Here is a 25,688-nt window from a genome sequence, read left to right as displayed (position 1 = left end):
TTTATGAAAAATCACTTTTTTTACAATATATTTACACTATCTTTACAATGTTTACATTTTTTATATGATATATTTATATAGAATCTACTTAAGAAATTTCATGTACATTGTTATCTTTATAATCTCTGATCTGATTGATAAGAGATTATGTTATATTTTCATACCAGGGGTGAATTAGGATGACTGAAACTTTAAAAACACTTATAATGCTCGATATTACTTACGTTGTTATAGCAATTATGACGGTACTGGTATTTGTATACTTGGAATTAAAATCTCAGTAACGTATGCAGGCATAATTGATAGCTTCGCATTTAAATATAGCTAGAAGAAAGCGAGGAGAAAATTGTTTCTCCTCGCTTTTATATTCCCATAATTTCTTATTTCAACAAATCCAATGTATGTAAAAGTAACCCTCTGTCCCCTACTTCTCCATGACCAGGCACTACTGCATTTATGTTCCCATATCGCTTCAGCACATTTTCAATCGATGTAGACCATTCATTTACATAGGCATCAGCGACATTCCCTAAATTTTTAGCTTCCGCAGATTTCACTAAACAACCTCCAGCTAAAATGTTATATTGCGGTAACCATACAACGATATTATCTTCTGTATGTCCTTTCCCTGGATAAAACGTTTCTACTTTCATATTTTCAAACTTTAATTTCGTAATTGTTTGTAAATCTCCAAGTGGCTCTTCATATCCATTTTTCTTTGCTAATTCCGCAGTTAATGCCGTACTATGCGCTTTAATGCCTCTTTCTTTCAACGTTTTTATTCCGCCAATTCGATCAGCATGCGCATGTGTAATAATGACATCCGTTACGCGCTGCTTAAATTTCTTTTCTACCATCTCTATTAATTCCTTCGTTAACTTATCATCCCAAGAAGAATCGACAAGTACTAAGCCTTTTGAAGTAGTAAGAACTAGACCGTTCGAAGGAACTGCTTCTCCGTTAAAATAACCTAACTCCGTATGAACCCATACATTTTTGTTTAACTGAGAAATTGAAATAGTTCCTGTCTCATTTTTTATTACTTTTTGCTCTAGCTTTTGTTCCGCTTTCACAGAAGAAACTGTACTAACAAATTGAGTTGTTCCTAGCAAACTAACACATACCCCTAATTTTAATAATGTATCCTTTTTCATTTTCTCCACCCTTTCTTTCAAACGAAATAGTTATTACCTATAATAGACAATTCCTCTCAAATATTTGTTCCATCTTTTCTTACATACTTTTCATACCATTAATAAAAAGTGCACAAAATTTTGTGCGCTTTAATTTTGTTAAACGTTAACATTCATACTATAATTTATTTATAACCCTTTAACGGAGGTGTTTTCAGTGACTCTCTTCGCTTCCCCATCATTATTCATACTAGCAATTATTTCATTTGCACTAGCCTATTTCATCGGAGTTAAACAATACACTTGGCTCTTATCAGGATTCAACGAACGCCGTGTGCCAGATAAAGGTAAGTTATCAAAAATAGTTGGTCTTTATAATTTAACTGCCGGTGCTATTGCCACAATTGGTAGTGTCTTCACTACCCCTAATGTCAAAATCTTATTTCCTATCATTATAATTGGCCACGTTATAATCGCTGCTTATGTAAATACACGCATGGTGCAATGAAAAAAGACCATCCAATCGGATGATCTTTTTTATAATTTATCGACATATTGCTTTGCTTCTAGTATCGAAAACCCAAAAGCCTCTCTTACTCTCTTAATTGCTGTAACTGTTTTTCCTTCTTCCATAAGCTGACGCAACTGTTTATTAATTTCAGGTTCTCTATCTACAATTCCCATTTCTTTCGAAATTAGCTGTAATCTATCTTCCATCCTCTTTAAACGGGCATCCGTTTTCTTTTCGATTTTATTTATTTTTTCAGCAATATAAATAAATCCAAAGACCGCTATCGGTATGATCATCCAAAATTCCATGACTATTCCTCCTCATTAGCTTTCATTTGTTTTATTTCACTAACTTATGTAAATTTTACCACAGGACACATTTAATGTATAATAGTAATATACAACACTGTTGATAAAACCTTTTATTTTAGGGGGACACTTTATGAAAAGATTTTTTAAGACGTTACTACAATTTGTAGTTCTTTCAATGGCACTACATTTATTATTTGATATCGTTGGCTGGCTTGTTTTCAATGCGCCAATTCAAAACAAACAAATCATTATTTCTTTACTAACAACCTCATGGCTAATGTACATGTACCGAGACAAATTTTTTAAAACATTCACTTCGAATTAACTAAAAGAACTTCATCGATAAAAGATGAAGTTTTTTCTTTTTCTCTCATTCTCTCTATTAATTAACTACTGTATAATAGAACTAACATTCTGTCTTTCATAAGAAAGGAGTCACTATGAACTTAAAAAGTAACAATATATACGAGAAAATGAACCAATATTCCGTTGCAGGTTTAAGCCTTGCCGTTATACGTGATGGTACACTAGACAAAGTCGCTGCTTTTGGAACACTTGAATCTGGAACAACTAGAACTGTCACTACGAATTCTATATTCAACTCTTGTTCAATTAGTAAATTCATCACTACAATGCTCGTACTAACGTTATCAGATCAAGAAATCATACATTTAGATGAAGACGTAAATGATAGACTTACATCTTGGAACATACCTACCAATCTATTTACCTCACAGAAAAAAGTCACATTACGAAATTTATTAAGTCACCAATCTGGAATTATTGATCCTCCTAATAGTTTTGAGCATTATACACTTGCACAAGGGCGACCAAACATGTCCGAAATCCTTGCTGGTAAAACATCATATTGTTCAGTACCGATAGAAATAACTTATAAACCAGAAAGTGAATTTCACTACTCTGATGCAAACTTTTGTATTATCGAATTACTACTTGAAGATATAACTGGAAAACCATTTAACCTTTTACTTGAAGAATATATCTTTCAGCCACTGCAACTGAAAAATAGTATGCTATTCCCTCCTGAAGATATAAATAAAATGGAGGCCTTTGCTTGTGGGCATAATAAAGATGGTACTGTTACAAATGAGAAGTATCCATTTTATCCATTCGCAGCTTCTTCAGGTATTTGGACAACACCAACAGACTTATCAACTTTAGTAATTGAAATCATTCATTCCTTACAAGGAAAGGGCAAACTAAAACTTTCTCAAAAATTAGTACAAGACATGATTTCTCCTCAAGGTTGCTCAAAATGGACTGGATTAGGTGTTTTTCTAGATGATTCGGATGAGGACTTACAAATTTATTCACTTGGATGGGGCGTGAGATTTCAATGTATAATGGTATGCTATCCATACCGAGGTAATGGTGCTGTTATAATGACGAACACTGACTTAGGTGTTCATCAAATGGAAGGGATTATTGGTGACGTGTTAAAAACGTTATCCTTATAATGAAAAGAAAGAAGCTGTTCTTCCAGCTCCTTTCTCTATATAACATTTTTCGCAACAATTTTTATATGTTCCGGCGCGATAATCTCCGTTATACTTTCTTGGAAATCTTCCTGCAACATTTCTTCAATATGTTCTAGCTGCACTTCAACATGTGTGCATTCTAAATTATGTATATTTAAAAGTGCATAATGATCTTTTTTCTTAATTACTAAATATTGATTCTCCTCTGTTACAAGTATAGAACCTAATCGTACTCCTAGTAGGCGTTGATCATCAAACTTCACAACCATCCCCCCTTACTTTATATGTAATAAAATAACATTTTATGTAATCTGTTCTTTATAAACTATATCACAATTTATTAAAATATAAATATCATATTTCTTTTTACTAAAAACCCCTATTCTTTTATATATTTCGATACAAAAAACTTTCTCAACACAAAATTAGAATTTTCAGTTTTTATTCTCATGAAAATCAATTATAATGAAGTTAATAAATGTTTGACCTCTCCTAATTCATGTACATATGGATGATCAGTAGTCGCTGCTACTGATCTATTTTTTTGATTTCAGAAAGTATATACGCTGCATCCTTTCCTATACCACAAATAAGTGCAGATCCCCTTTGAGATTGCCACGGCAAACCGATATAATATAATCCTTTTACTGGACTTGTTCCTCTTACATGATTAGGAAATCCATTCTCATTCACTGCCTTTTCTAGTTCAATCCACTTATAGTTCTGAATAAAACCAGTTGACCATATAATGCTTTCTGCACTATACGTGCCACCATTTTGAAACATAATATTATTTTCTGATGCACTAACCACTTTTTCCTCTAGTTTAATTGCTCCATTACGAATAAGTTCTTTGCCTTCAAAACCAAAAATAGGATCCTTTCTCTTCTGAAACCATTTTCCCCTCTTAGTATTTACTTCGGCGTACAATAAACCCAATTTTTCTAACCAATAAAAAATGCTTTTTCTAAAAAGACGTAACGGTAAAAATGTTAAAGGATGACTGATAGACATTGTAACTTCATGAGTTTTTGCAAGTTCTACTGCAATTTGCATTCCTGAATTCCCGCCACCTACTACTAGTACATTCCCCTTAGGAATTTGTGATGGTGATTTATATTGTGATGAATGTATTTGAAAAACATGCGATGAAAGATGTTGTGAAAATGAGGGGATGTATGGTTGCTGAAAACCACCTGTTGCGATAACAACCTTTTTTGCTTGTAAAATTTCTGTAGGAGTATGTAATTTGAATATCTCTTTTTCTTTCTTTATTTTTAAAACTTCGGTTTGCAATTGGACCGGTAATTTAAAGTACCTTGCATATTCTTCTAAATAAGTTGCCATTTCATCTTTATGTGGAAATCCATTTCCTTCTCCTTTTACTATCATACCTGGTAAACTACTATATTCCCTCGGTGTGAAGAGTTGCAAAGAATCATATCTGTTTCTCCATGAATCCCCGATTCGGTTTCCTGCCTCGAGTAATAAAAAATTATAACCTTCTTGCTTCAAGTAATATCCCATTGTTAATCCAGCTTGACCAGCTCCAATAATAATTACATCTAGCATCTTTTTCCTCCTTCTCATAACGTATGAATACATGCTCATTCGTTCATATGTTTTATGATACAATTTATTTATCAATAATTCAATTTGTTTAACAAAAGGAAAAAGAGTAGTTCGCTACTTTATGAACTACTCTTCATTACATTTATTTAATACCCAATTACACTGCACTATCTCTAAAAAATTTATATATTAATCCCTTCCGACTCTACCATCTCTCCTCATAAAATACGATTCTATTTGAAAACGGATCAATTACAGTTAATTCGATTGTATCCCAAGGTGTTTCTTCTATATTTGGCTTCGAATAAGCATATTCTTTATTCAATAATATAGAATGATAATCCTCTACATTATCTATTTTGACCCGAATCGCACCGCCTGGCGAAGCATCCCCATGATGTTCTGATAAATGTATTACAGCATCATGTAACGAAATTTGCATATATAATGGCATATGTTCCTCATACCGATGTTCCCAATCCATTTTAAACCCTAAAAAATCTATGTAAAATAGCTTTGCTTTTTCAACATCAAAAATTCTAAATATAGGTGTAATCATTCTAATCTCCTCCTATTTATAAACATCTGCTGCCAATTCCCTCAAAACATCCACATTTACTACTTCGAAGCAACCATTGTTCTTTTTTATTATCTCTTTATCACAAAAAATATTTAATGTACGTAATAGATGACGATAACTCGTTCCTAACAATTCCGCTGTTTCCGTTAAATTCCCACTAAATACAATTCTATTTCCATGCTGCACCGCTCGTTCCCCTGCTGCTAACATGTAACTCGCAAGTCTATTTTCAAGTGGATATAGTAAATTAATTGTACTGTTTTTTGAAAGCCGATTTAACTTATGTGCTAATGATCCGCAAATACACCGTAAAAATTTCGCATCATGAAATAATTGATTTCTCACTTTACCTAAAGGTAAACCAACACAATATGAATCTGCCATTACTTGTACGTTTGAAGCAGTCTTTTGAGAATGAATTAACTCCACATCTCCTAACAGCTGCAAACTATCATAAAAGCATAATAATACAGATTTACCGTTACTTAATGTATTAAACGCTTTCGCTTTTCCTTCAACAAAGAAAAATAAATAATCTATCTCTTCATTTTCTCTACAAATAAACTCATTCTTTTTAAAAAATATGAGTTCCATATTCGGTTTCATATCATTACTAAAAAATGAATCAATATTATTTTGTTTCATATACTCTGCTAATTTAATTGAATTACATACTTTCTTCATAGTTCCCCCGCCTTTACAACTCATCCCCATTGTAATCAAAATTTTCTTCTTCCACTATGACATATGTCATAGTAATACACAATTTCAGCATGATACAGTCATTACAAATATGAAAATTAAAGGGGATATTACATTGTATAACTTTCTTTCTGTCTTTATTGGTGTGCTCATCGCCGTTATGCTTCCACTCAATGGGATTTTATCTGAGTTAATTGGCAAGTATACAGCGAGCGTTGTCATTCACCTTGTCGGTTTACTTGCAGTTATTTTCGTTTTAATCATAAACAAAAATAAAATTCGTTTCGATAAAGGTATTCCACTTTTTCTATATAGTGCTGGAGCGATTGGGGTATTCACTGTTCTTTTTAATAATATAAGTTTCTCCGTCCTTGGTGCCTCTATTACGATCGCATTAAGTTTACTTGGTCAATCCATTGCTTCCATCGTTATTGATCATTTCGGCTTATTAGGAATGAAAGTTGCAAAGTTTGAAAAGAAAAAACTAATTGGATTATGTTTCATCTCTTCCGGAATTATTATCATGACAATTTATTAATGGAGGCAGAAAAATGTTATATATTACGATCGCTATTTTAGCTGGTGTTTCTATCGTTGTTGCTAGAATTATTAACGCGAATTTAGCAAAGGAAATTGGAAATTGGGAAGGCACGTTTTTTAATTATATTACTGGATTATTTTTCTCTACATTATTTTTAATTTTCAGTTCAGATTCATTGTATATTCCAATGCAGACGTTACAATCTATTCCTATCGCTGTGTACTTAGGCGGATTAGTAGGCGTTATCGTCATCTCTTTATCGAACTATATTACTCCTAAAATATCAGCATTTTATTTAACGTTACTCATCTTTATTGGACAATTATTTGCGGGGACTATCATTGATTTCATCTTGTCACACCAACTCTCAATGGGCAAAGTTGTCGGTGGCATTTTCGTACTAATCGGGCTTACTTACAATTTACTCATGGATCGTCCGATAAAAACTGTGAAGCATAACCAAGTTCAACTATAATACTTTATGCTTACCTATCATATATTAATAGAAAAGCTCTTCATATGAAGTAATAGAGAGGAGAATATTCTATTAAGAAAATCATTTTACTACTAGGTAGCACATTGATTATTTTTGGTATCGTATGGTTTTTCAACTCTGGAAAATCAATTCAAGACTTCTATACAGCAAATAAACCAAAGAAGAAAGCTACAATCATTTCAACTCAAAGAGACCCAAATGAACCCCCTGTCTTTTTAGGAAAACAGGAAATAAAAGATATACATGTCGAGTCAATTAAAACAAAAAAGGATATGTTTCTCACGAAAACAGATGAATTAAAAACATTCATTAATAGTATGGATACAGCCAAAAAAGGAAAATTAACATTAGATGAAGAAGGATCAGATTTAATAGATTGTGACATGTGGATTACTTTCGAGGATGGAACTTATAAAAAATATTTCATATGGGTAGTTGACCATCACAATAACGAAGTGATGATTGCCCAGCAAGATACTCCTGATGATGTAAACCTTACGTACTATCAATTAAATGAAGATAGTTCTAAAAAAGTTTATAACTTATTTAAAAAAATTATTTAAGAGAAAAAGTCATGAGCACGTAAGCTCATGACTTTTTGCACTATATATATTCAGGGAACACTTTACATCCCTTTTCCTGCTCTATATCATGCCCAAAGAAAACAATCGGCTTCTCTTTTATCACAATTTCTTTTAAACGTTTAATTGAAGATAAAGCTAATTCTGGATCAAATCCAGCAAACGGCACTTCATCTTCAAAATTCTCTTTCGTATAAGATGCATCAATCGTTAATAATACAGGACCGGATTTTTCTGTCTCAATTAATAGCGATTGATGCCCTGGAGTATGGCCTGGTGTATGCAATAATTGAACTCCTGGTACGACTTCATAATCACCTTCAATGATTTTGTAGTTTAAATTCGGCAATATACATTCTTTCAAATATTCTTCGCTATGCTGCGCCGCCTCATATTCAGCACGCTGTACAATGATTGGTGTATTTATAAAAGCGCCATTTCCTCCTGCATGATCAAAATGCAAGTGAGAACTAATAATATAAAGAAGGTCTTCCGGCTCATAACCAACCCGTTTTAAAATATTCACGATTCTATCTTCTTCAGTCATTTTCGGTAAAACCTGCCCTTCGACAAATGTACCGTTAAAAAGACCTTCATTATTAACTGCACTTTCTGGCATACCTGTATCTACTAAAATAGGTCCTTCTTCCGTCTCCAAAAGATAACACCATACAGGTAAGTTCAATAAGTTCCCCGGCGTGAGCCTACTATTAACTGAAGAATGATCTAACATACAACGACCTGCTGGGACGAAATAAAGCTTCTTTACTGTCATTATGTATCCACCTTTACATTTAGTTTTAGATAAAGTAACACAGTAAAAAATTCTGCTTTTTAGAAACAAACTCCTTCCACACTTTCATACCAGCATAAATAAAAAAGAGTGTACTTTTTTACATAATGGCATTTCACCATCTATAATAAAAGAGTAAATGACTCTTACTTTAATGGAGGGAATACAAATGAAAGCAATTGGTTTACATGAATACTTACCTATTGAAGAAGAAAACAGTTTAATTGATATTGAAGTTGAAAGACCTGTTGCTACAGGAAGAGATATACTTGTTAAAATTAACGCTATTTCCATTAATCCAGTTGATACTAAAGTTCGCTCTCCGAAAGATAAAAAAGAAGACGTAGCGAAAATACTTGGCTGGGATGCTAGTGGTGTTGTTGTACAAACTGGCGAAGGTTGTACATTATTTAAAGAAGGCGACGAAGTGTTTTACGCTGGAAGCATTACGAGACAAGGTACATATAGTGAATACCATTTAGTTGATGAAAGAATTGTTGGTAAAAAACCAAAAACGTTAAATGATGCTGAATCTGCAGCAATTCCTTTAACAGCTATCACGGCTTGGGAAGGTTTATTTGAACGTTTAGGTATTGATTATAATAAGAAAGATGAGAATACATTCAAAAACATTTTAATTATCGGCGGTGCTGGTGGTGTTGGCTCAATTGCCATTCAACTGGCGAAATGGGCTGGACTGAATGTAATCACAACTGCATCCCGTAATGAAACGATACACTGGGTTGAAAAATTTGGTGCCGATTATATCATTAACCATCACCAACCTTTACAAGAGCAAATATTAGAGTTTGGGCTAAAAGATGTAGATTATATTTTCTGCTTAAACAATACAGATCAACATTGGCAAGCAATTTGTGACCTCATTAAACCACAAGGAAAAATTTGCTCCATCGTAGAAAATGAACACCCTCTTGAAATGGGTATTTTAAAAAGTAAAAGTGCTACATTCGTTTGGGAGTTTATGTTTACAAAAGCTATGTATGAAACTGGCGACATGATCACGCAGCACGAACTATTAAATAAAGTAAGCGAACTATTAGATGAAGGTATTTTAAAGACTACTCTAAATGAAACATTCACACCAATTAACGCTGAAAACGTAAAGAAAGCACATGCACTGCTTGAAAGCGGAAGTACCATTGGGAAAATCGTTTTAGAGAAATTTTAATAGTAAAAAATCCGATTTTCATATGAGAAATCGGATTTTTTACTTTCTTTATTTACTTGAAATCTCTTGATCATTTTGAACATCTAACGGAGGTCTTTTCCCTATTCCGAAAGCATAGAAACTAATTGTGACGATAGCTAAGAAAACAATACCTACAACTAATGAAATACGTGTATCATCGTTAAACCACATTCCGATTAATACCATAATTAAAAAGGCAATTGTCAAATAGTTTGTAACAGGAGCAAATGGCATTTTGAATGGATGATCTTTCATCTCTGCTCCCTTTTCTTTTCTAAAATTAATTTGACTAATTAAAATGACGAACCATGGTACCATACCAGGAAGTACGCTCGCACTATATACGTATACGAATAAGTTTTTCGGTGCGATATAACTTAAAACAACCCCAACCGCTAAACCGATAATTACGCCAACTGTACCGAATAAAGGTACACCATTTCCAGAAAGTTTCGTGAAATATTTCGGCGCTTGTCCATTTACACCTAACGTATAAAGCATACGGCCCGCACTATAAATACCACTATTACAACCCGACATTGCCGCTGTAATAACAACGAAGTTAATCAGTCCAGCTGCTGCCGTAATACCAACCTTCGCAAAAGTTGCTACGAACGGACTACCAATTGTACTTAATTGATCCCACGGATATACAGTTACAATAACGAAAATAGCACCAATATAGAAAATTAAAATACGCCAAATTGTACTTTGAATCGCTCTTGTAAGTGTCTTCTTCGGGTTTTTCGCTTCACCAGCAGTAATACCAATTAATTCCACACCTTGGTATGCACCAACTACAAGTGATAATGCAAAGAAGAATCCTGAAAAACCACCTGTAAAGAAACCGCCATTTGACCAAAGATTAGATATGCCAATCGCTTCTCCACCGTTACCAATTCCAAAGAAAATAAGTCCAAATCCCGCAATAATCATTAATAGAATCGTAACGATTTTAATCATCGCAAACCAAAATTCAAATTCACCAAATGACTTAACAGAAATTAAGTTAGCTGCGCCAAGAATAACCATTGCGATTACGCCTGGTATCCAAGCTGGTAATTCCGGGAACCAATATTTCATATATGCTCCAACCGCAATAATTTCTGACATCCCAACGATAACCCACTGGAACCAGTTACTCCACGCTGTCATATAGCCAGCTAGCGGATGAATATACTTATGACCGAACGTCGCAAATGAACCTGTACTCGGCTCCATATACAACATTTCACCCATCGCACGCATAATGAAGAAGATAAAAATACCTGCAATTGCATAAGCAAGCATTACTGACGGACCTGTCCATTTAATCGTGCTGGCCGACCCCATAAACAAACCAACACCAATCGTTCCGCCTAAAGCGATCATTTGAATATGACGTGCTTCTAAGCCCCTTTTCAATTCCTTGTTTGCCACTTCACTTCCCCCTCTTAGATGATTCATAGCCGCATTTTAAAACAAGATGCTTTCCCCTAATTCCTTTCGGCCCTGAAAATGATGAAGCAAACGTCATTTTACACTAGCTTTAAAGCTATCCTAAAATCGTTTTTTGCCTCTTACAAAATTCTCAAAACCTTTCATCTTCCAATATTCTATAAATCTTAAAATTACTTACCTTATATTAATTCATTTATCTGAAAAGTTCAATTATTTTTTCAATAAATTATTATACATAAGTCTGATTAATTTTTAACTAAATTAACAATAAAATACATCTATTCAATATGATTCCGGTATGAATATTATTACAATATAAATAACCGAGGAGATTTTATCTTCCTCGGTTTCATACCACATATACTTAAGTAATTATAGTTTGTACTATGATTACTTACACATACAATTAACACATCACGCAAAAATTTAATATATTAGTAGAACTACAAAGTCACTAGCTTCTATATCTCTTATTTATCCCGTTCTCACAGCTAAAAATTCTCTATCCCATCTCCTACCTTAAGAAAAATATAACTACACTTAAATCAATCAACAATACACCAGAAAGAGGAAAACTTTTCTCTTCAGCTTTTATCTTTTCCTCAACAATACCTTTAATTTTTGTTCGTATATCCACTAATCATTTTCATAAAATATAAAAGAGTCTCATTAGAAAATGAGACTCTTTTACCATTTCATATTTAAATCATTTTTGAAGTTTGTTTACCTACAATAAACACTTTAGTAAACACCATCATGATAACTACAATAGCCAGAAAATAAAGTGGCATCACCAGTAACGAGCCCGTATGAAGTTGACTCATTCCCCAAACTGTCATCGTCACAATTACATAGTACCCTAAGCTAAACAATGCTCCGGCTGTACCAATGACATCTTGAAAATCTACTAATGCTAAACTTAAGCAGTTAGGTAACGCTATCCCAATTCCTAATAGTAATATAAACATCGCTACTAAAAATACACTCATATATATTACATTCGGATTTGATCCAACAAACGTAATAACAGATAAAAGGATAGCTCCTCCTGTCATTACAAGACAACCAATATATATAATCTTCTCTGGTTTATACGTGGCAAGCAATCGTCTCGAAACTTTCGCTCCAATAATAGAAGCGGAAGCAACAACAATTCCTAGAAGTCCATACATACTAGGCGATAACTGAAAGTATTCAATAAAGATAAACGGCGCTTCTGCATAATAGCTAAATAAAACACCATTTGCTCCTCCAATTAATAACCCATATGTTACTACTTTCGGATTTGTAATTAACCTCTTCAAGACTAAGAATACATTTATTTTATTCGTTACTGAGTCCGTCTTTGTTTCGGGAAGAGAAACAAACGTATACAGAAAAATCCCGATACTCATAACTACTAAACTTAAAAATACGATTTTAAATCCAAACATTTGATCAAGAAAGCCACCAATTAACGGTCCTATCGCTGGTGTAAAAGCAATGACTGCCGAGATTTGAGCAAACATAACATGCCTCTTATGCCCTTCTACACTTTCACGTAAAATCGTTTGTGTCACAACTGAACCAGCACTTGCTCCAAACGCTTGAATAAAACGACTTAGCAATAAAACTTCAATGGAATTTGCAATAAAGCATAAGAAACTCCCAACGCCATATATGACAATTCCAAATAACATTGCCGGGCGACGGCCAATTATATCTGACAACCATCCAATAAAAAATACACCTAAAGCAAATCCAGCAAAATACACACTAAGTGTTAACTGTACCTCATTATTACTTACATGTAACGCCTTTGAAATATCAGGTAAAGACGGTGTGTAAATCGTTTCACTAATTTGCGGAAATGCGACAAGAATGATCATTAACAAAAGTGATGGTACTGAGACTTTTTTCATTTTTCATACCCTCCTATAACTTTGAAAATCTCAGAAATAAAAAGACTTTCCTTAGCTACGGAACAGGAGGGGCCATTATAGAAATTCGATCATAAAACAACAAAGAAAACACCTCAATTACGTATGTTAATACTTATAGGAGGGTAATATTAACATTGATTTTAAAATATGTTTTTTCAATTATATTACATATTGCGTTTCTTTTTCTAGTGTTTGGCCTTAGAGTATTTGTTAAAAAGATAACTTGATGCTACCACCTTTTTATGGAATAATTAGGAATAGTTTGAACTGATAGTTCTAATTATGAAACGACAGACTAGCATATTTTTAATATCTTAAAGCTTACAAACAGGAGGCCTTTCGTAATGATTGAAATTTTAAGGACAGTAATAAACTTCCTAATCTCTCTATTCTCAGGAGAATTACCAATTGTATATTATGTATGGATTATTACCCTATTCCTAATTCAAATAACCCAATCTACTCTGAACTATAAGCTCTTTAACAAGAAAGATAATTTCAGTACTTATATATCTGAAGGATTACTCGCTTTTATTATTTTATTGTTTGGAGGCATGTTAGTTTCTAAGTTACTTGCTTACATAATAGATGATCCTACTATTAGTATGACAAATGTAACACATTATTTTATTTCTCTTATCATATTAACTACATTTGTCGTAATAACCTGTATTAAAGACTTTATAGAGACATCTATAAAGAATAAAAATATATCACTTTTTAGCTTTTTAGTAATTTCCTTAATAACAAGTATACTTTCATTCAAGTTTTTATCACATTTAATTGAAGGTTCTTTTTCTCTTTCTAAATCTTTTATAACCACTTTAATCATTCTTGTAACTATATCAATTCCTCTATTAATTTCCTTAGAGGATAAATATGCAGATGAAAAAGAAACAGAAAATGTATAACTTCTCATTTACATAAAAGAAAGAGGGAGCTCCCCTCTTTCTTTTATATCGTCCTATTTCACAAGATTAAATAATCCCTTTTAATATCAATCCTAAAACTGACATTACTATCGCACTAATAATAATCCGCAAAATCCAAGTTGTGTTTGCACTTATTTTTTCTAATTGCTTATTGATTGTTGCTATGTCTTTCTCATTAATAATGGTACGCGTTTCTAAATTTCGAATGTCTCTCATAATTTCTTTTTACTCAGCCTTGAGACTGTCAATTTCAGCATAAACATCTTCCGTATATTCATAACATCTTTTTATCCCAATATACACACTATTAGCCAACCCTCTTACCCGTGAATACATGCCGTATATCCGCGCGCCAAATTATTTGTACAATCTAATTGAATTACTCACATGTTTCCTTTCTTATATATAAATCAGCGTTAAGATAATATGCAATTAAGATAAATTAAAATTGGAAAAGGAACCCCTTGTTTATTTAACAACAAACAAGGTGCAATCCAACATCCGGGAGCACCTACGATAATTTCTATTGTTTTAATCAACACTTTCACATTTACAACTCAATATAGTCAGTATGATTTTATGAAGAGTCTACTTTTTAGCTGCTTAATGTATACTAATATTAATACGAAACAGCTGTATTGATAAACTCTCTAAAACAATAAATATACTAGCTGAAACGAACCTATATCCCATAGTTTTCCCAGTAACATTAATGGTTATTTCTGATAAATTCATTTGTATATCATTGTTTTCAAAAATTTCATCCTCAACCTTTACAATATCTGCTTCACAATCTACTTCTTTAAAAGTTTTCAATAATTTTGTTTCCAATAAACTACAATCAAAGTTCTCATCTTTTATTACGGCAAATTTAACCTTCATATTGATTTCCCCATTTTTAACAAACTATAATCATTAAATCAATATAAATATATATTATTCTATTAAATAATTCAAAATATATGTTTCTCGCAAATCATTACTAAATATCAGTTCTAGGGATTGTAATGCCTTTTATGGATTTCCCATCAAAAATAGAACTTAATCCACGAATAATCACGTGTTTCAAATACAATATCTTTATCTGTTGAACGACCCTATCTCTCCTTAAAAAGTCTTGTTCTTACCCTATTTCTTAACAAGGACTTTAACTCAAGTTGTCTTTTCTTTATAAAAAATAGCCTACCTATTTCCGTAGGCAGACTATATCTTTATTACACCATACAAAAGTATACTCTCTACTCGAACTTTATGTAATGATACAGATTACAAATAAATTATTATCTTTTCTATATTCTTATCACTGATTTTTTGTTCATAAATTCGTAACACATATATATGAGTTATCATGCTAAAATTAGTTTATTCAAAAGAAGTTATTCTTAATGCATCGATAATTTTTAATACCCTGTTTAAAGCCTCGCCCCCCTGCGAGGCTTTTTCCTATTTAACTAGAATAGTAGTTATCAACCGTTACTATGCTGCTACACATCCTACTTTTAGCTATTCAGCATCAGCACACGTAAAATTCTTTCCTCCATCATTTGATTTACAAATATTATTTATAGATTTTTCGGTTATTCTTTCATTTTCATTAGAAACTCGATCTAAGTCCATTCGAAATACTTGTTCCGGATTCTCTTTTGAATTCCCTTCAATATGAATTGTACGATCGAACATCTCAGCCGTGAAGCTGCTAGATGTATTTATCATTTCTACTCCATTATTTTCACCTACATAGCGCTCAACTACTTTTTCGGCTTCTTTAAGTTGTTGAGATGTAGGATATGGTATAGATTCCGCTAATATGACTACACCTACTAAATATGTAATATACAAACCACCTGCAATCAAGATCACTTTCTTTACTGTTTTATTAATCATGCTCTAACTCCCTTTGCTTCTTTTGCTATTAAAATATATAACTTTCCTAATTTCTATCAATTTCTTTTTAGTACATAACATTTGTTTTACATTTTATAAAAAACACCTCTCTTACTAATTTCCAATTTGATATTAACATGTTATTTATTGTTTTTCAATAAATAATTATTATTAAACGATTTATTTTTGCTGTTTTTTAGTTCTAATTCAATCTAAAAACAACCGACTTATTTAATTCCACTACATGATGCTAGTTTTGTTAATGGTACAACACTTCTTGTTGATGGAGGCTATACTGCACATTAATTTTAAAACTTTAAAGCATATCTCTAAGAAATATATAGTCTTCAACAAAAAAAGCACCGTCACAAGTGACAGTGCTTTTTCTATGTAAGAGCAGCCAGAAGATATCTTCTAGCCTACTCCCATTTATAAGTCCAAAATTGTTCAAGTTGCAGCCATTTTAATGTTGCTGCATCTTTATTTTTGATTTTTGCATGTGTTTCTTCTAACATCGCTTCTGTTTGTGAACGATGCGCGCCTAGTGCAGCTAATTTATGCTCGAATACTTCACTAATATTATTTACAACATCCGGCTCACCTAATACAGCTTCGCGATTTCTCGTAATCGCAACGGCATGAATGACTGGACGCTCTTCTTTTTGCATACGTGATACAGCGCGAACAACTGCGCGGCCAAATGCATCATGATCTGGATGTACGCCGTGCTCTGGATAAAATGTAATAATTCGAGATGGATTTACTTCTTGAATGATTGCTTCAATTTTATCTGCAACGAAATCAACATCTTCAAATTCTAACGTTTTATCATGGAAACCAAGCATTCTTAAATCTTGAATTCCCATCGCTTCACATGCATCTTTTAATTCTTTTTCACGGATATTTGGAATCGTTTCACGGTTAGCGAATACGTTTTTCCCCATGTTACGTCCCATTTGTCCTAAAGTACCACATGCATACGTTACAGGTACTCCTTGATCTGTTAATAAGCGAATTGTTCCTCCAGCAGCAAATGCTTCGTCATCTGGATGCGGAAATACAACAAGTACATGTCTCTCCATAAGTTTCCCTCCTTCTTACTTAAATGGCGTTAAGCTTAACTCAAGTGCAACTGCTAAGCGACCTTGATTATCGTGCCCTGCAAGTAATAAACGCTCTTTATCGTCTACTTCCCAGTGCGTAATACCTTCTGCATATACCCAGCCATGATCCATTTTTAAACCAACTCGGTATGGATTTGTTCCAGTAATCTTCCCACGTTCAAAGCGAATAATTGCATTTCGAATGAATGCTCCAACTGTCATCATCTTTTCGTTAAAGTGTGACGCATACGCTCCGTTCGTTGTTTCTAAATGAATATATACATCTTTATTTACAAAACGTTCAATTTCATTTTGAATAAGAGAACTATCTTTTACTATTTCCATCGGAATTCACCTCTTTAAACCATTTTACGCAAAAATAATGTAAATTGCTATCTCTATATTAGAGGACAACACCCACTTTTCCTAATAATTTGCACTGTGTTTTTTATATTTTTTATATGATATGTAAAAAATATATTTTTTCCTTCACTTTGTTAAATAGTTTTCTTTCTTTTTTGAATTTGCTACAATATATTTTATCCCGTATTTATGCAGCGAGATACATTTTGACAATTGAATACATACTTTAAAGAAGGTGACATGATTGGAACAATCAGCACATGAAGTAGCAAATTGGCAATATTATTTTGCAATTGCCGTATTTTTAATCACGTACGGATTTATTATTTCTGAGAAATTGAATCGTGCTGTAATCGCACTATTCGGCGCTGCTATTATGATTATTTTTGGAGTTGTAGATTTACATACTGCTTTCACATCACATATTCAATGGGAAACGATCACCCTTTTAATTGGGATGATGATTCTCGTACATATTACGAGTCAATCAGGCGTATTTGAATTTGTGGCCATTAAAGCGGCAAAAGCAGCTGGCGGAAAACCAATCCGCATTTTATTATTACTATCCTTATTAACCGCAGTTGGTTCTGCATTTTTGGACAACGTAACAACCGTTTTACTAATCGTTCCTGTTACACTGTCCATTACACGTATTTTAAAAGTAAACCCTGTTCCTTATTTGATTTCAGAAGTGCTATTTTCAAATATAGGCGGAACAGCAACATTAATCGGTGACCCACCGAACATTATGATCGGATCAGCAAACAAGCATTTAGACTTTAATGCCTTTTTACTAAACTTAGCTCCAATCGTAATCATTATCTCTATCGTTACACTTGGTATTATTTACTTTATGTATCGCAACAAACTAAAAACAACACCTGAACAAATCGAAAAACTAATGGCGTTGAACGAAAAAGATTATATTAAAGATCAAAGCCTCCTTTTAAAATCCATTTCAATTTTAGGACTAACTATTTTAGGCTTTGTACTTCATTCTGTTATTCATGTAGACGCTGCCGTTATCGCGATGACAGGCGCTACACTTCTTATGCTAATTGGCGTGAAAGAACATGATATTGAAGATGTATTTGCCCACGTTGAATGGGTAACCATTTTCTTCTTCGCTGGATTATTCGTTCTCGTTGGCGGGTTAATTGATATCGGACTTATTTCTTCACTCGCAAAAGAAGTGCTCGACGTAACGAACGGTGATATCGGTTTCGCTGCGATACTTATCTTGTGGGTATCAGGCATTGCATCTGCAACAATTGACAATATCCCCTTTGTCGCAACGATGATCCCGCTCATTCAAGATTTAGCTACAGGACTCGGACTATCTGTCGACTCTCCGCAAATCGAAGTACTATGGTGGGCGTTATCACTTGGGGCATGCTTAGGAGGAAACGGAACATTAATCGGAGCATCCGCAAACGTAGTCGTTGCTGGTATTGCAAAACGTGAAGGACATGCTTTCTCATATATGGACTTCTTAAAAATTGGTTTACCGTTAACAATTATTGCGTTATTGTTATCACATGCTTACATATATTTACGTTATTTAATGTAAAAGTTGTATTGTGTGAAATTATATCGACGATTTTTAAAATATATCGATCGTTTCTTCGGATATATCAACGATTTTCTAAGTATATCGACGATTCGACAGAGAATATCGACTTACCGACAAATAACGACAACGAAAAAGGTATGCAGCTCTAAATTGCATACCTTTTTTTCATCACCAAAATATACCAATAATTGCTAATCCACCTAAAATCATACCACCAATTTGTCCAACGATTGCTGGCGATAATTGAACACCTTTCCTCACTTCAACAACTGGTCTTTCATGCCTTAGTTGCTGCACTTCACTTTGAAGCTGATGTACACTTCCGTGCAATTCTTTAATTAGTTCCTTCAATTCAGCGACCTCTTCATTTACTGGTTTACTTTTTTCTAAATTCATTTTTCATACTCCTTATAAATTCAATCAACACACTGTAAATTTTCGCCAATTATCATTATATCTCCTGCATACTACATATATAATTTCGAATGTACTTTCTAACCTTGCAGCTCCATCCATTCATCCCTTAATATCCCCATAATGATACGATCAAAACACTTCCCATCTCTTTGAACCGCTTCTCTCATACAACCTTCCATCTGAAACCCCATCTTTTTATACAACTCAATAGCAGCTTTGTTATAAGAAATAACATCAAGACCAACGCGGTGCAAATTCAATTCATAGAAAGCATATTTTAAGATAAGATGGATCGCTTCTCTTCCATATCCCTTCCCTCTATCATTTGCATCTCCTATACCAATGGCTAATAAACCCATTCTGTTATTCCACTCTATGCCATGAATTGCAACAAAACCAATTAAGTGATCATCTTGAACTGTCCTTACCATAAAAGAAACACTATTCGATCTTCGTCCCTTTAATAGCCCATCACTCGCTATTTCATGTAACGATTGCGGAAATGCTATATCTGTATCGACGTTTCTTAAATACTCACTATCTTCTTGCCATTTAGCCATTACTTCAGCGTCTGCTTCTCTCATAGCTGATAATTTAATCGTTTTATTTCGAAAAAGATTCATTGTCATTTCAAACTCCCCCTTTATTAAATAACGGGGATACTTATTTCAGCCTATTTATCCCCTTGTTCCATAAACTGTTTTTTAAATGGGATACTTACAATAAGCGCTAACATTGGCACATCTCCTCTGCATTAAATTACATTCATTGTATAATTTTTTATTTATTCTAACAATAAAAAAGACCCTCAAAATTTAGAGGATCTTCCTAACGACGAATCGATATTATTTCGTAAACATTTTCTCTGCTTCATCCATTGCCATTTTGTTACCTAAAGCAGAATAGTCAAGCCATGGTTGGTCATTAATAATGTATACGTGCTTTCCTTTAACAGCTTTTAAGTCTTTCCAAATTGGTGTTTCTTGAAGTTGTTTAAATGCAGCTTTTGCCTTATCGTCTCTATTTACAACAACGAAAATAGCATCTGCATCAAAGTCAGGTAATACTTCTTGTGAAATGACTTCGAAAGGACGATTTCCATCAATTTTCTCTACACCATTTGCAGGTTGTAATCCTAAGTCTTGGAATAAAATTGGTCCCATCGGTCTTTTCGTACTAAATACACGTAATTCTTTTGCAGTAACACGAATTGCCATTACTTTTTCGTTATTACCTAATTCTTTATCTATTAAACTTTTTACTCGTTTTGATTGCTCTTCGTAATCTTGAATATATGTATCCGCTTCTTTCTCACGGTTTACAAGTTTACCAACTTGTTTTAACTGATCTCTCCACGTACCTTCATCTAAATTGAAAGAATGTGTTTTTGCAATTTTTTCGTATTTCGCTAAATCTTTGCCCGCGTATTTTTCATCCACATAAATGTCAGTTGGCTTCAATTGAAGTAATGCTTCCATATTCGGATCCGTTACAACACCAAGTTTCTTCGTATCTTTCAACTGCTCTTTTGCATGCGGTAAGAAATCTTTTAAATCTCCACCAATAACGGAGCCTACAGGTGTAATTCCTAATGCCAGTAAATTATTCGTTAAATGAATGGACATAGAAGCGATTTTCGGCTCATTACTTTTTTCAGTTTTTTTCGTTGCCTCTTCATTAGATTTCGTTTGACCACATGCTGCTAATACTAAAATACACATCATGCTAAATAAAATAGTAAGTTTCTTTTTCATATGTTCTCCTCTTTGAAGTATTTATTTTGTTTTTGTAAGTAAATAAAGAAAATACGGTGCTCCTAAAGCTGCCACTACTACACCAGCTGGAATAGAATTTGGCTCGAATATAGAACGACCTATCGTATCTGCTAGTACTAAAACAATCATTCCGATAATGCCAGCTAGTGGAAGGAAATGTTGATACGTAGTACCTACTAACTTTCTTGCAATATGCGGAGCAACTAAACCGATAAAACCAATCCCTCCTGCCATCGATACACTCGCGCAAGATAATCCAACCGCTGTAGCTAAAAGGAGTAACCGTTCTTTTTGAACAGAAACACCAAGTCCCGCTGCCACACTATCACCTAGTGACAATGCATTTAACGTTTTAGATTTTAGCCATGCATACGGGGCTAGTATGCAAATCCAAGGTAATAATGCTAGGACATGAATCCAATCCCTTCCCCACACGTTACCAACTAACCATCTAGAAGCGAATGTATACGTCTCATCATTTAACTTGAGGGAGAAAAATAACGAAATCGCACTAAAGCCAGCTGAAACAGCAATACCAATGAGAATAATTCTAATAGGAAGTAAACCTTTTGATCGATCACTCGCAAGTATAATAATTAAAAATGCAGCTAGTACTCCCCCGCCAAATGTAAATAACGGTATTAAAATCGATGCATTCTCATCAATAGAATGAAAGAAAGTAACGAATATAATTAGCCCGAAAGATGCACCTGAATGTAATCCTAAAATACCAGGGTCTGCAAGTGCATTACGTGATAACCCTTGCAAAATCGCACCGGAAATCCCAAGGCCAATACCAGCTAACATTGTAATTATAATTCTTGGCATACGATAATCGTATAGCACGGTTGCACTCTCAAAATCACCATAGCCAAAAAGCGTTTGAATTACTTTGAATGGTGCAATACTCAGTGTACCTGTATTTAAGCTAATCAAAACTACAGCGATACTTATACATCCGAAAATTGTAGTTACAGTAATAGCCCTCTTTTTATCTGTGTTAAAAAGATTCTTCACTTATAGCTCACTCCCAACTTTACGTGCTATATAGAGGAAGAACGGAACTCCAACAAGAGCTACCATAATCCCTATCGCAAGTTCTTTAGGAGGATTTACTGTTCTTGCTCCTAAATCAGCTAAAACTAATAACATAGCTCCTAATAATGCTGACATAGGAATAATAAGCCGATAATTCACACCAACTAATTTTCTAGCGATGTGCGGAATAACAAGTCCTACAAATCCAATGGAACCAACAGTTGAAACAGATACACCGGCAAGAATGACTACTATAATCATCCCTAGTATTCTCGTTCGGTTCGTTTTTACTCCTAGATTTGTAGCGACGTCATCCCCCATTGATATGAGTGAAATAGACCGCCCTATCACTGTAGCAAAAAGAATTGTTATGAGAATAATAGGAACTAGAAATTTCAAGTGTTCCCACTTAACGCCTGCAACACCACCAGCGTACCAAAAAGCTAAATCTTGACTTAAGTCATAATAAATCGCGACACCTGAACTTAACGAATGCAAAAGTGCGGCCATAACTGCCCCTGCAATCGTTAACCTCATTGGTGTTAATCCGCCTGATGTTGCTGATCCGATAATAAAAATGAGTACTGTACTTAAAACCGCTCCAATAAAGGAAACAATCATTAAATAGGAATACGGCATATGCGGGAAAAAGGCAAAACTAAGTGCTACTACAAACATCGCACCTGCATTTATACCAAGCACACCTGCATCAGCTAAAGGATTTCGTGTTACCCCTTGCATTACAGCACCAGCGACTGCAAAAGCTGCTCCTACCACTGCTGCGCCAATTACCCTTGGGAGCCTTAATTCATAAATAATTTGGTGCTGCGTTAATTTCGGATTATAATCAAAAACCGCTGCCCATACGGTTTGCAAATGGATATCCTTTGCACCGAATGCAATAGCTAAAAATATAGATCCGATTAAACATAAAATTGTTAAGCTCATGAAACATATGAACTTAATATGTATCCAGCGATTATTGCCAGCATGTACAGCAAACTTATGTAACATGTTTCATTTCATCCTTTATATGCAGTTGTTTTTTATAATTATTTTTAATTTATAATCATTACTGATAATAATTATCATTTTCATTTAGATATTATATCCCCACTTTTTTTAAATAGCAAACTATTTTTTTACTTCGTTACATATTAAAATATTTATTACAATTCCTTTCTAAAACTTACAAATACATGAAAAATAGACTACTGGCTTATTTTTCAAATTGTAGTATACTTAGTCATTATTTTGAGTTTTCCAATACAAATATCGAAGGTGACACAATGGTCTATATAAAACAACTACTACACTTTACTTACGAGCAAGCATTATCTTGTTTATTCCCTGTCATTATTTTTTTAACATTAGCCCTTTCAAAAATCATTTCGATCCCAGGGTTGTACCGATATGATTTCATACTCATCGTATGTCTTCTTATGCAGTGGATCATGTACAAGACTGGACTTGAGACGAAAGACGAACTAAAAGTAATTACTGTCTTCCACCTTATCGGGCTTTTACTAGAAATATATAAAGTACATTTCGGTTCGTGGAGTTATCCGGAAGAAGCATATTCAAAAATTTTTGGAGTTCCACTTTACAGTGGTTTTATGTATGCAAGTGTCGCCAGTTACATATGCCAAGCGTGGAGAAGATTGCATTTACAAATGCATCATTGGCCAAGGGCTATTTTTGCAATACCTCTAGGAGCAATGATTTACTTTAATTTTTTCACACATCATTTTCTATATGACTTTAGATGGGTATTAACTTTACTATTATTCATCGTTTTCTTTCGGACATTTGTGGAATTTTCATTACGAGGCGTTACATATAAAATGCCACTCGTTCTTTCATTTTTCCTTATCGGGTTCTTCATTTGGATTGCGGAAAACATCGCAACATTTTTCGGAGCATGGCAATATCCAAATCAGCGGGAAGCGTGGAATCTCGTTCACTTAAGTAAAATTAGCTCATGGTTTTTACTCGTTGTTATTAGCATTATGATTGTTACACAACTCAAACATTTGAAGGAGTCAAAAAGATAATGCTGATTATGTAAAAAATAGTTAGCCCATCACTCATTAGAGAGTGATGGGCTTTTTTACCTTCCTTATTAAAGGAGTTACACATTATGAGCTACTACTAGCAGAAGATGTTGCTGCAGATGAAGCAGCAATCGTTGCCATCATAGCTGCCTGTTGTGCCTGTATCAGGACTTCTATCATTGTTTGTAAACCTGTGTTGGTAGTTTTACTTTCCTCACCTTTCTGACTTACGAACAGTTGAATAGCAATAAGAATATTCGCATCTGTATGCCAACGGAATAATTTCTCCCCCTGCAATTTTTCAATCAATGCTTTAATAGAATGAATCTCTTTTTCTCCATCCTCAAGTAATGCTAGTAGCCCGATTGCTGGATAATGCATCTGTTTCACTTTTACCTTTTCTTGTTTTAACAACTTCCATATGTTTGTACATGTTGCAACTAACATTTCTTCACGGACATCCTTCTTTAGCGAAAGAATGTGACTTAAAAACTGAAGATCATTCCCTTTACGCAAACCAGCTTTCGCTAGTTTCTGATACAGACGTTCCACTCGGTCCATAAGTGTTTCTACATTCTCTAATTGTCCTGCTAGTAAAACCGCGAGCGGATAATCATTTGTACCTGTAAGAAAAAGATGATCCTCTTTCATACGTTTATATACTTGCATCGAACGCTGAATGTGCGTGCCATGTTGTTCATTTTCTTCTGTTAAAAGCACAGCTGCTGCGAGATAAGTAAATATACTTCGGCTAAAACCACCAGCAACCAATTGTTCGTATAAATCTAAAAACTTCCGAAAAGCTTTCTTATAATCTGTAAAGTGAATATCTAAAGTTGCGGCCACCACAAAGCGATGATAAGACTTCAAGTATGAAAACATCCCTACCTGATTCTTAATATAACTACTAATTTCTAAAAAACGTCCAAGGTCAAACAATTTATCACTACCTGTATACATAGCAGCAATCATCATTCCTGTTCGAGAATCACTCGTTTTCCATTTTAGCTCTCCCTTTAATTGTCCATATGTATGTGTGTATTGCTCCAACTTTTGTTCTAATGTAATCATAGTATTCACCCCTATTTCTAGTTCTTCTCTACTATTATACTTATATACCATATAGATTCCGTAACCTTATTTCTGTATTTTCTTCAATATTTTTCTATTAAGTAATAACTATTCCTACTATGGTAAGCACTCATAATCCTTCAAGAAGTTCAACAACAAAAAAAGTAGATAATAAATTATCTACTTT

Annotated in this window: 30 protein-coding genes; 10 read left to right on the top strand and 20 right to left on the bottom strand. The window is 33.8% G+C overall.

What is annotated here, in order from left to right; genetic code table 11:
• Nucleotides 1–380 precede the first annotated feature (380 nt).
• Complete coding sequence (gene bla2, locus ACUN0F_RS15840; protein ID WP_088122730.1) at nt 381–1,154, bottom strand: BcII family subclass B1 metallo-beta-lactamase; 774 nt, start codon at nt 1,152–1,154, stop codon at nt 381–383.
• A 196-nt stretch (nt 1,155–1,350) separates the two neighbouring features.
• On the opposite strand from bla2, the gene ACUN0F_RS15835 reads away from it, so the two are divergent.
• A complete protein-coding gene (locus tag ACUN0F_RS15835) occupies nt 1,351–1,641 on the top strand; it encodes a DUF3784 domain-containing protein (protein WP_016118360.1) in 291 nt (96 codons plus the stop codon).
• Nucleotides 1,642–1,670: 29 nt separating this feature from the next.
• Here the strand turns inward: ACUN0F_RS15835 and ACUN0F_RS15830 are convergent, their stop codons facing one another.
• Nucleotides 1,671–1,952 carry a hypothetical protein gene (locus ACUN0F_RS15830; protein ID WP_088122733.1) on the bottom strand — a complete coding sequence of 94 codons (282 nt, stop codon included), beginning with the start codon at nt 1,950–1,952 and terminating at the stop codon, nt 1,671–1,673.
• Nucleotides 1,953–2,085: 133 nt separating this feature from the next.
• Between ACUN0F_RS15830 and ACUN0F_RS15825 the strand changes: the two genes are divergently transcribed.
• Nucleotides 2,086–2,280 (top strand): hypothetical protein, encoded by a 195-nt coding sequence (locus ACUN0F_RS15825; RefSeq protein ID WP_088122734.1) that lies wholly within the window; start codon nt 2,086–2,088, stop codon nt 2,278–2,280.
• A gap of 115 nt (nt 2,281–2,395) precedes the next feature.
• A complete protein-coding gene (locus ACUN0F_RS15820; RefSeq protein ID WP_264460952.1) occupies nt 2,396–3,433 on the top strand; it encodes a serine hydrolase domain-containing protein in 1,038 nt (345 codons plus the stop codon).
• A 35-nt stretch (nt 3,434–3,468) separates the two neighbouring features.
• Here ACUN0F_RS15820 and ACUN0F_RS15815 read toward each other — a convergent pair whose 3' ends face one another.
• The 4 genes from ACUN0F_RS15815 to ACUN0F_RS15800 all read right to left on the bottom strand — a co-directional run bounded on the left by ACUN0F_RS15815 (nt 3,469) and on the right by ACUN0F_RS15800 (nt 6,290).
• Nucleotides 3,469–3,717: a hypothetical protein gene (locus tag ACUN0F_RS15815; protein WP_000666938.1), complete on the bottom strand. Its 249-nt coding sequence runs from the start codon at nt 3,715–3,717 to the stop codon at nt 3,469–3,471.
• 265 nt (nt 3,718–3,982) lie between these two features.
• Entirely contained in the window at nt 3,983–5,026 is a 1,044-nt protein-coding gene (locus ACUN0F_RS15810) for a flavin-containing monooxygenase (RefSeq protein WP_264460951.1), read from the bottom strand.
• A 205-nt stretch (nt 5,027–5,231) separates the two neighbouring features.
• Nucleotides 5,232–5,585: a glyoxalase superfamily protein gene (locus tag ACUN0F_RS15805; protein WP_060487815.1), complete on the bottom strand. Its 354-nt coding sequence runs from the start codon at nt 5,583–5,585 to the stop codon at nt 5,232–5,234.
• Nucleotides 5,586–5,597: 12 nt separating this feature from the next.
• Complete coding sequence (locus tag ACUN0F_RS15800) at nt 5,598–6,290, bottom strand: cyclic nucleotide-binding domain-containing protein (RefSeq protein WP_060487889.1); 693 nt, start codon at nt 6,288–6,290, stop codon at nt 5,598–5,600.
• Nucleotides 6,291–6,399: 109 nt separating this feature from the next.
• Here ACUN0F_RS15800 and ACUN0F_RS15795 point away from each other — a divergent pair, with 109 nt between their 5' ends.
• The 3 genes from ACUN0F_RS15795 to ACUN0F_RS15785 all read left to right on the top strand — a co-directional run bounded on the left by ACUN0F_RS15795 (nt 6,400) and on the right by ACUN0F_RS15785 (nt 7,908).
• On the top strand, nt 6,400–6,846 hold the full coding sequence (locus ACUN0F_RS15795) for a DMT family transporter (protein WP_016118365.1): 447 nt from the start codon (nt 6,400–6,402) through the stop codon (nt 6,844–6,846).
• 13 nt (nt 6,847–6,859) lie between these two features.
• Nucleotides 6,860–7,324, top strand: a complete 465-nt coding sequence (locus tag ACUN0F_RS15790) for a DMT family transporter (RefSeq protein ID WP_264460949.1) — start codon at nt 6,860–6,862, stop codon at nt 7,322–7,324.
• A 104-nt stretch (nt 7,325–7,428) separates the two neighbouring features.
• On the top strand, nt 7,429–7,908 hold the full coding sequence (locus ACUN0F_RS15785; protein WP_445539668.1) for a hypothetical protein: 480 nt from the start codon (nt 7,429–7,431) through the stop codon (nt 7,906–7,908).
• Nucleotides 7,909–7,948: 40 nt separating this feature from the next.
• Here the strand turns inward: ACUN0F_RS15785 and aiiA are convergent, their stop codons facing one another.
• Nucleotides 7,949–8,701, bottom strand: a complete 753-nt coding sequence (gene aiiA, locus ACUN0F_RS15780; RefSeq protein ID WP_445539667.1) for a quorum-quenching N-acyl homoserine lactonase AiiA — start codon at nt 8,699–8,701, stop codon at nt 7,949–7,951.
• Nucleotides 8,702–8,888: 187 nt separating this feature from the next.
• On the opposite strand from aiiA, the gene ACUN0F_RS15775 reads away from it, so the two are divergent.
• On the top strand, nt 8,889–9,908 hold the full coding sequence (locus tag ACUN0F_RS15775) for a zinc-binding alcohol dehydrogenase family protein (protein ID WP_070168991.1): 1,020 nt from the start codon (nt 8,889–8,891) through the stop codon (nt 9,906–9,908).
• A 48-nt stretch (nt 9,909–9,956) separates the two neighbouring features.
• On the opposite strand, the gene ACUN0F_RS15770 is transcribed toward ACUN0F_RS15775, so the two are convergent.
• Together ACUN0F_RS15770 and ACUN0F_RS15765 are read right to left on the bottom strand one after the other, a co-directional pair.
• On the bottom strand, nt 9,957–11,348 hold the full coding sequence (locus ACUN0F_RS15770; protein WP_060487822.1) for an amino acid permease: 1,392 nt from the start codon (nt 11,346–11,348) through the stop codon (nt 9,957–9,959).
• A gap of 722 nt (nt 11,349–12,070) precedes the next feature.
• Nucleotides 12,071–13,270: a multidrug effflux MFS transporter gene (locus ACUN0F_RS15765; protein WP_097858365.1), complete on the bottom strand. Its 1,200-nt coding sequence runs from the start codon at nt 13,268–13,270 to the stop codon at nt 12,071–12,073.
• A gap of 365 nt (nt 13,271–13,635) precedes the next feature.
• Between ACUN0F_RS15765 and ACUN0F_RS15760 the strand changes: the two genes are divergently transcribed.
• Nucleotides 13,636–14,202, top strand: coding sequence for a DUF5823 family protein (locus ACUN0F_RS15760; RefSeq protein WP_088081874.1), 567 nt, complete (start codon nt 13,636–13,638; stop codon nt 14,200–14,202).
• A gap of 66 nt (nt 14,203–14,268) precedes the next feature.
• Here ACUN0F_RS15760 and ACUN0F_RS15755 read toward each other — a convergent pair whose 3' ends face one another.
• From ACUN0F_RS15755 to ACUN0F_RS15735, 5 genes are all read right to left on the bottom strand, one after another.
• Nucleotides 14,269–14,439: a hypothetical protein gene (locus ACUN0F_RS15755; protein ID WP_060487825.1), complete on the bottom strand. Its 171-nt coding sequence runs from the start codon at nt 14,437–14,439 to the stop codon at nt 14,269–14,271.
• A gap of 387 nt (nt 14,440–14,826) precedes the next feature.
• Nucleotides 14,827–15,105 carry a hypothetical protein gene (locus ACUN0F_RS15750; protein ID WP_000865003.1) on the bottom strand — a complete coding sequence of 93 codons (279 nt, stop codon included), beginning with the start codon at nt 15,103–15,105 and terminating at the stop codon, nt 14,827–14,829.
• Between the two features lie 621 nt (nt 15,106–15,726).
• Nucleotides 15,727–16,107, bottom strand: coding sequence for a hypothetical protein (locus tag ACUN0F_RS15745; protein WP_000608947.1), 381 nt, complete (start codon nt 16,105–16,107; stop codon nt 15,727–15,729).
• Nucleotides 16,108–16,526: 419 nt separating this feature from the next.
• The gene (gene bshB2, locus ACUN0F_RS15740) at nt 16,527–17,189 is read right to left on the bottom strand and encodes a bacillithiol biosynthesis deacetylase BshB2 (protein ID WP_000439468.1); all 663 of its coding nucleotides are present in this window, start codon (nt 17,187–17,189) and stop codon (nt 16,527–16,529) included.
• Between the two features lie 15 nt (nt 17,190–17,204).
• Entirely contained in the window at nt 17,205–17,555 is a 351-nt protein-coding gene (locus tag ACUN0F_RS15735) for a YojF family protein (RefSeq protein WP_000407039.1), read from the bottom strand.
• A 262-nt stretch (nt 17,556–17,817) separates the two neighbouring features.
• Between ACUN0F_RS15735 and ACUN0F_RS15730 the strand changes: the two genes are divergently transcribed.
• The gene (locus tag ACUN0F_RS15730; RefSeq protein WP_445539666.1) at nt 17,818–19,143 is read left to right on the top strand and encodes an ArsB/NhaD family transporter; all 1,326 of its coding nucleotides are present in this window, start codon (nt 17,818–17,820) and stop codon (nt 19,141–19,143) included.
• Between the two features lie 171 nt (nt 19,144–19,314).
• Here ACUN0F_RS15730 and ACUN0F_RS15725 read toward each other — a convergent pair whose 3' ends face one another.
• The 5 genes from ACUN0F_RS15725 to ACUN0F_RS15705 all read right to left on the bottom strand — a co-directional run bounded on the left by ACUN0F_RS15725 (nt 19,315) and on the right by ACUN0F_RS15705 (nt 23,390).
• Entirely contained in the window at nt 19,315–19,542 is a 228-nt protein-coding gene (locus tag ACUN0F_RS15725) for a hypothetical protein (RefSeq protein ID WP_001047523.1), read from the bottom strand.
• A 98-nt stretch (nt 19,543–19,640) separates the two neighbouring features.
• Nucleotides 19,641–20,192 carry a GNAT family N-acetyltransferase gene (locus ACUN0F_RS15720; protein ID WP_046957845.1) on the bottom strand — a complete coding sequence of 184 codons (552 nt, stop codon included), beginning with the start codon at nt 20,190–20,192 and terminating at the stop codon, nt 19,641–19,643.
• Nucleotides 20,193–20,408: 216 nt separating this feature from the next.
• Nucleotides 20,409–21,317, bottom strand: coding sequence for an iron-hydroxamate ABC transporter substrate-binding protein (locus ACUN0F_RS15715; protein ID WP_060487827.1), 909 nt, complete (start codon nt 21,315–21,317; stop codon nt 20,409–20,411).
• A 21-nt stretch (nt 21,318–21,338) separates the two neighbouring features.
• Nucleotides 21,339–22,355 carry a FecCD family ABC transporter permease gene (locus ACUN0F_RS15710; protein ID WP_445539665.1) on the bottom strand — a complete coding sequence of 339 codons (1,017 nt, stop codon included), beginning with the start codon at nt 22,353–22,355 and terminating at the stop codon, nt 21,339–21,341.
• Complete coding sequence (locus ACUN0F_RS15705) at nt 22,356–23,390, bottom strand: FecCD family ABC transporter permease (RefSeq protein WP_445539664.1); 1,035 nt, start codon at nt 23,388–23,390, stop codon at nt 22,356–22,358.
• 275 nt (nt 23,391–23,665) lie between these two features.
• Here ACUN0F_RS15705 and ACUN0F_RS15700 point away from each other — a divergent pair, with 275 nt between their 5' ends.
• Nucleotides 23,666–24,430: a DUF817 domain-containing protein gene (locus ACUN0F_RS15700; protein WP_264460941.1), complete on the top strand. Its 765-nt coding sequence runs from the start codon at nt 23,666–23,668 to the stop codon at nt 24,428–24,430.
• An 84-nt stretch (nt 24,431–24,514) separates the two neighbouring features.
• Here the strand turns inward: ACUN0F_RS15700 and ACUN0F_RS15695 are convergent, their stop codons facing one another.
• Nucleotides 24,515–25,552: a DUF4003 domain-containing protein gene (locus ACUN0F_RS15695; protein ID WP_445539663.1), complete on the bottom strand. Its 1,038-nt coding sequence runs from the start codon at nt 25,550–25,552 to the stop codon at nt 24,515–24,517.
• Between the last annotated feature and the right edge of the window lie 136 nt (nt 25,553–25,688).

Source organism: Bacillus sp. 1A, assembly GCF_052682215.1.
This window is presented reverse-complemented; position numbering and strand designations above follow the sequence as displayed.

What these genes read in the sequence shown, in the direction of transcription:
- ACUN0F_RS15700 (WP_264460941.1), top strand. Translation starts at nt 23,666, where the DNA reads ATGGTCTATATAAAACAACTACTACACTTTACTTACGAGCAAGCATTA.
- bshB2 (WP_000439468.1), bottom strand. Translation starts at nt 17,189, where the DNA reads ATGGAGAGACATGTACTTGTTGTATTTCCGCATCCAGATGACGAAGCA.
- ACUN0F_RS15695 (WP_445539663.1), bottom strand. Translation starts at nt 25,552, where the DNA reads ATGGTATATAAGTATAATAGTAGAGAAGAACTAGAAATAGGGGTGAAT.
- ACUN0F_RS15820 (WP_264460952.1), top strand. Translation starts at nt 2,396, where the DNA reads ATGAACTTAAAAAGTAACAATATATACGAGAAAATGAACCAATATTCC.
- ACUN0F_RS15775 (WP_070168991.1), top strand. Translation starts at nt 8,889, where the DNA reads ATGAAAGCAATTGGTTTACATGAATACTTACCTATTGAAGAAGAAAAC.
- ACUN0F_RS15725 (WP_001047523.1), bottom strand. Translation starts at nt 19,542, where the DNA reads ATGAATTTAGAAAAAAGTAAACCAGTAAATGAAGAGGTCGCTGAATTG.
- ACUN0F_RS15735 (WP_000407039.1), bottom strand. Translation starts at nt 17,555, where the DNA reads ATGGAAATAGTAAAAGATAGTTCTCTTATTCAAAATGAAATTGAACGT.
- ACUN0F_RS15765 (WP_097858365.1), bottom strand. Translation starts at nt 13,270, where the DNA reads ATGAAAAAAGTCTCAGTACCATCACTTTTGTTAATGATCATTCTTGTC.
- ACUN0F_RS15715 (WP_060487827.1), bottom strand. Translation starts at nt 21,317, where the DNA reads ATGAAAAAGAAACTTACTATTTTATTTAGCATGATGTGTATTTTAGTA.
- ACUN0F_RS15800 (WP_060487889.1), bottom strand. Translation starts at nt 6,290, where the DNA reads ATGAAGAAAGTATGTAATTCAATTAAATTAGCAGAGTATATGAAACAA.
- ACUN0F_RS15720 (WP_046957845.1), bottom strand. Translation starts at nt 20,192, where the DNA reads ATGACAATGAATCTTTTTCGAAATAAAACGATTAAATTATCAGCTATG.
- ACUN0F_RS15750 (WP_000865003.1), bottom strand. Translation starts at nt 15,105, where the DNA reads ATGAAGGTTAAATTTGCCGTAATAAAAGATGAGAACTTTGATTGTAGT.
- bla2 (WP_088122730.1), bottom strand. Translation starts at nt 1,154, where the DNA reads ATGAAAAAGGATACATTATTAAAATTAGGGGTATGTGTTAGTTTGCTA.
- ACUN0F_RS15795 (WP_016118365.1), top strand. Translation starts at nt 6,400, where the DNA reads ATGAAAATTAAAGGGGATATTACATTGTATAACTTTCTTTCTGTCTTT.
- ACUN0F_RS15805 (WP_060487815.1), bottom strand. Translation starts at nt 5,585, where the DNA reads ATGATTACACCTATATTTAGAATTTTTGATGTTGAAAAAGCAAAGCTA.
- ACUN0F_RS15755 (WP_060487825.1), bottom strand. Translation starts at nt 14,439, where the DNA reads ATGAGAGACATTCGAAATTTAGAAACGCGTACCATTATTAATGAGAAA.
- ACUN0F_RS15810 (WP_264460951.1), bottom strand. Translation starts at nt 5,026, where the DNA reads ATGCTAGATGTAATTATTATTGGAGCTGGTCAAGCTGGATTAACAATG.
- ACUN0F_RS15760 (WP_088081874.1), top strand. Translation starts at nt 13,636, where the DNA reads ATGATTGAAATTTTAAGGACAGTAATAAACTTCCTAATCTCTCTATTC.
- ACUN0F_RS15705 (WP_445539664.1), bottom strand. Translation starts at nt 23,390, where the DNA reads ATGTTACATAAGTTTGCTGTACATGCTGGCAATAATCGCTGGATACAT.
- ACUN0F_RS15745 (WP_000608947.1), bottom strand. Translation starts at nt 16,107, where the DNA reads ATGATTAATAAAACAGTAAAGAAAGTGATCTTGATTGCAGGTGGTTTG.
- aiiA (WP_445539667.1), bottom strand. Translation starts at nt 8,701, where the DNA reads ATGACAGTAAAGAAGCTTTATTTCGTCCCAGCAGGTCGTTGTATGTTA.
- ACUN0F_RS15790 (WP_264460949.1), top strand. Translation starts at nt 6,860, where the DNA reads ATGTTATATATTACGATCGCTATTTTAGCTGGTGTTTCTATCGTTGTT.
- ACUN0F_RS15830 (WP_088122733.1), bottom strand. Translation starts at nt 1,952, where the DNA reads ATGGAATTTTGGATGATCATACCGATAGCGGTCTTTGGATTTATTTAT.
- ACUN0F_RS15825 (WP_088122734.1), top strand. Translation starts at nt 2,086, where the DNA reads ATGAAAAGATTTTTTAAGACGTTACTACAATTTGTAGTTCTTTCAATG.